This is a genomic window from Pseudoalteromonas sp. TAB23, assembly GCF_000498075.1.
GTDB lineage: Bacteria > Pseudomonadota > Gammaproteobacteria > Enterobacterales > Alteromonadaceae > Pseudoalteromonas > Pseudoalteromonas arctica.
On record NZ_AUTP01000072.1, the window covers coordinates 1 to 4,034 of the forward strand.

The following is a 4,034-nucleotide window of genomic DNA, read 5'->3' on the forward strand; positions in this document are numbered from 1 at the left end:
AAGCCGTATTTACAAGTGTGTGTCAGCATCGATTAGGTTTGCATAATGAGTCCGGTGAAGCGCAAGTAAACGATATTTTAAAAAACGTTTTAGTTCCGGTATAAACTTTTATGCCAAAAAAAACAGCTAAGCGCCCTTCTTTATTTAAGTCATTTAAGCGAAGTGTATTTAATAAGTTATTAAAAAATAAACATTTAAAAAACTCAATTACACTTGAACACAGAACAATTTATGTATTGCCATCATCCCTTGGCTGGTACTTTGTAATTGTGGCTATTTTAAACTTTGTAATGGGCATTAATTATCAAAATAATTTAATTTTAATAATGTCTTATCTTATGTTTGTGGTGATGATTATTGCTGTATTAATGGGCTACAGTAACGCTAAAGGCTTAACGGTTAAATTTAAAGATGCATTTAACAGCTACGCACCTCAAAAACCGAGTATTGTATTTGAATTACAAAGCCCTAGAGTTACCCAATCTATTAATTTAACATATCAAGGTAGTGAGCAAACTCACAAACATACCGACGAAGTTGATAGTAAGACTCAGTTACTTACACTCAACTTACCCTACAGCTCACGCGGTAAGTACTCAGTGCAACGTATTAAAATAGCGAGTAAATATCCCTTTGGTTTAATAACTGTTTGGAGCTACATTCAATTACAAACAGATGTTTTTGTATACCCGTCGCTTGAACAAGTACACAGTGATGCGCATGTTTCTATGCTTGATGAGCAAGCCGATAAAGGTATTTCTTCCCAATCTGGTAGCGAAGAGTTTGAGTCGTTAATCCCACACTTGCCTGAGATGGGCTTGCAAAGAGTGTCGTGGAAGCATTACGCAAAAACACAGCAGTTGTTAGTTAAAGAGTTTGTAGACTTTAAAACAGCGAATGCGCTTCTCGATTTTACGTTGATGAATGGGGATACAGAACAACGTTTAAGCCAGTTATGCTTTTTAGTATGTGAAGCAACCGAGAAAAGCACCCCTTTTATGTTAAAGCTACCGAATAAAACAATAAATACAAATACCGGACAGCAACATAAGCAGCAATGCTTAGAATTATTATGCTCATTTAATGGTGATGTGTAATGGACATACTTAAAAACGAAAAAGTAATAAATTATTCACTGTCTTTTATATATGCATGTTTGATTGTATTTTTTGTATCACATTTACCGCTTGTTTTTGTAGGTGTACTTGCACTTATTTGTGCATGGAACTATTACATAACGCTGAGTAATAAACCAAAGCCAAATGCTTGGCTGGCAAATATACTCGCAGGTGTGTCACTAGGTTTAATGCTCTACACAGTAGGCATGTCGGATACGGTTATTTTATTTGTGGCCATGCTGCTACTTGCTAGTTTATTTAAGCTGCTACAGGCTAAAACCAAAAAACACTATCATGTAATTACAACGCTTACGTTTTTTTCACTCTCATCGGTGTATTTATTTAACCAAAGTATTTTAACGACTTTATCTGTAAGTGGTTTATACATATTAAACTTTGCAGTACTTGGCCTACTCGAATCCAAACATAATTTAAAAATCGCCTCTAAGCAAAGTGGTAAATTGCTACTTTTAGCGCTTCCTTTAGCTATATTTTTACTGCTTTTTTTACCAAAAATGCCCGCATTTTGGCAGCTTCCTGGACCTAAACTTGCAAAAACAGGGCTTTCTGAACAAGTCGATCCATTCGATATTGCAAAGCTTTCAAATTCTGACGAGCTTGTGTTTAGAGCTAAATTTAATGAAGAAAAACCTGTAGCGCCTTATTATTGGCGAGCAATCGTTCATGATGAGTTTAATGGCAATGCGTGGCTTACGTCTGACTTTTTAAAATATAATAATGTAAAAACAAATACCGAGAGCGAAAATGATAAGCAACTTATTGCAAGCTACTCAGTTATTACTGAGCCTGCAACACAAAAATGGCTCTATGGTTTAGCGTATTCCAGTAGTAATTCACAAAATGTTGAAGGTAATTCGCTAGGCTTATTGCGTAAAAAAAGTCGCCAAGCTAAAAACTTACAATACGATGTAAATAGCTTTAACTTCACAACTTTACCGCTTGGCGAATTTGAAGAAAAACGCTACATATACCTCGCTTATAAAAAGAATGTAAAAACATCATCACTTGCTAAAAACTTAAAACAAAATACACACTCTGACCGCGATTTTTACAATAGCTTATTACAATACTTTGCAGGTACGGGATTTACTTACACGTTAACACCCACTCCTATGAGCGGCGATAATACAATTGACCAATTTTTATTTGATAATAAACGAGGTTTTTGTGGTCATTATGCAAGCGCTGCTGCGTACATTTTTAGAACCGCAGGTATACCCGCTCGATTAGTAAGTGGTTATTTAGGCGGTGAATTAAATCAAGATAATAATACGCTAACAGTTCGCCAGTACGATGCGCATGCATGGGTAGAAGTATATTTACAAAACGAAGGTTGGGTTATTTTTGATGCAACCGCCGTTGTTGCACCTGAGCGTTTAAATGGCTCACTTTCGCAAAACCAAGAGCTGAATGACGAATTTAAAAGTAATCTTGATTTTGGTTTAGTGAGTTTAAGTAATTTCCCCGCTATTAACTGGTTAAGGTTGGAACTTGAAAATCTCGATTATCAATGGTCTAGCTGGGTACTTGGTTTTGACGAAGAAAAACAAAATGATTTTTTAAAATCAATTTTTGGTAGTAAAAACATTTGGCTTGTACCATTAATGGTTTTACTAACAGCTGGTTTTTGTTTTGTAGGTTATTTTGTTTATTTAAACTTACCAAAACGCCCGGCTAAATTAGCGCCTATGGTTAAAGAGTTTTATGAAGTAAAAGCATGGGCGAAAAAACAAAAAATAAATATACCCGATAATTTAACACCGAGTCAGCAGTTACATTTTTTTGCTGACAAATCCCCTCGTTCTGCACAATCTATAAACACATTTCGTCAGTTATTTAACCAAGTACGCTATGGTAAAAAACCTTTTACGAAAGAGCGTAAAACTCAGGCTAAAGATCTGATAAAATTAATTAAAATTTCCAAATAGAGAATACTATGAATGCTGTTGTTATAGGCGTTATTTTAATGCTCGGGCTATCTCTGTCTCGCGTTAACGTCATTGTTGCCATGATCATAAGTGCTTTAGTTGCTGGTTTAACCGCAGGCTTGGGTATAAAAGAAAGTGTTGATGCATTTAATTCTGGCCTTTCTGCCGGAGCTGAAATTGCACTAAGTTATGCCATGCTCGGTGCATTTGCCGTTGCTATTTCTAAGTCGGGTTTAACACGCATTCTCGCTGATAAGTTACTTGCTAAAGTAAATGCTAAAGGCAGCGGGAATGAAACGTTTTTAAGTTACTTCATTTTATTAATTATTTTAGGTTGTGCGATTTCTTCGCAAAACTTAGTACCTGTACACATAGCGTTTATTCCTATTTTAATTCCACCGTTGCTCGTTGTTTTTAATCAGTTAGGGTTAGACAGGCGTGCTATAGCGTGTATTTTAACATTTGGATTAGCAACTTCTTACATGGTGCTGCCTTATGGTTTTGGGGGTATTTACTTATATTCTATTTTGCACAAAAACCTAGTTGATAACGGCCTAGACATTGTAAATACCCAAGTCCCTGTGGCGATGATAATTCCTGCATTAGGTATGTTTATTGGGTTACTTATTGCGGTATTTATTACCTACAAAAAACGCCGCGAATACACAAAGCTCCCATTAACTACTCAGAGTGAATCGGCTGAGGTAGAAAACCCTAAAAAAGTAATGATTGTAGGGCTATGTGCGGTACTTGCCTCACTTGTTGCACAAAACCTAAGTGGCTCAATGATTTTAGGCGGTTTAGTAGGTGTAATGATATTTAGTGTATTTGGTGTAGTTAAGTGGGAAGAAAACGGCGACGTATTTAGTAAAGGCGTTGCGATGATGGCGATGATTGGTTTTATTATGATATCGGCACAAGGCTTTGCATCAGTTATGCAGGCCACTGGCGACGTAGCGAGCTTAGT

Annotated in this window: 3 protein-coding genes and 1 pseudogene; all 4 read left to right on the forward strand. The window is 36.2% G+C overall.

The features are described from left to right. Positions 1–104: pseudogene (locus L654_RS1000000127700) on the forward strand (AAA family ATPase); the annotation flags it as partial. 6 nt (positions 105–110) lie between these two features. Further along, positions 111–1,097 (forward strand): DUF58 domain-containing protein, encoded by a 987-nt coding sequence (locus L654_RS0101745; protein ID WP_024607067.1) that lies wholly within the window; start codon positions 111–113, stop codon positions 1,095–1,097. Further along, on the forward strand, positions 1,097–3,067 hold the full coding sequence (locus L654_RS0101750) for a DUF3488 and transglutaminase-like domain-containing protein (protein ID WP_024607068.1): 1,971 nt from the start codon (positions 1,097–1,099) through the stop codon (positions 3,065–3,067). Before L654_RS0101745 ends, L654_RS0101750 begins: the two co-directional genes overlap by 1 nt. A gap of 8 nt (positions 3,068–3,075) precedes the next feature. Next, positions 3,076–4,034, forward strand: a 959-nt coding sequence (locus L654_RS0101755) for a Na+/H+ antiporter NhaC family protein (protein ID WP_024607069.1), incomplete at its 3' end; no start/stop codon positions are given.

Bases quoted from the DNA above. Each gene is read 5' to 3' on its own strand.
- L654_RS0101745 (WP_024607067.1), top strand. From the start codon at position 111: ATGCCAAAAAAAACAGCTAAGCGCCCTTCTTTATTTAAGTCATTTAAG.
- L654_RS0101750 (WP_024607068.1), top strand. From the start codon at position 1,097: ATGGACATACTTAAAAACGAAAAAGTAATAAATTATTCACTGTCTTTT.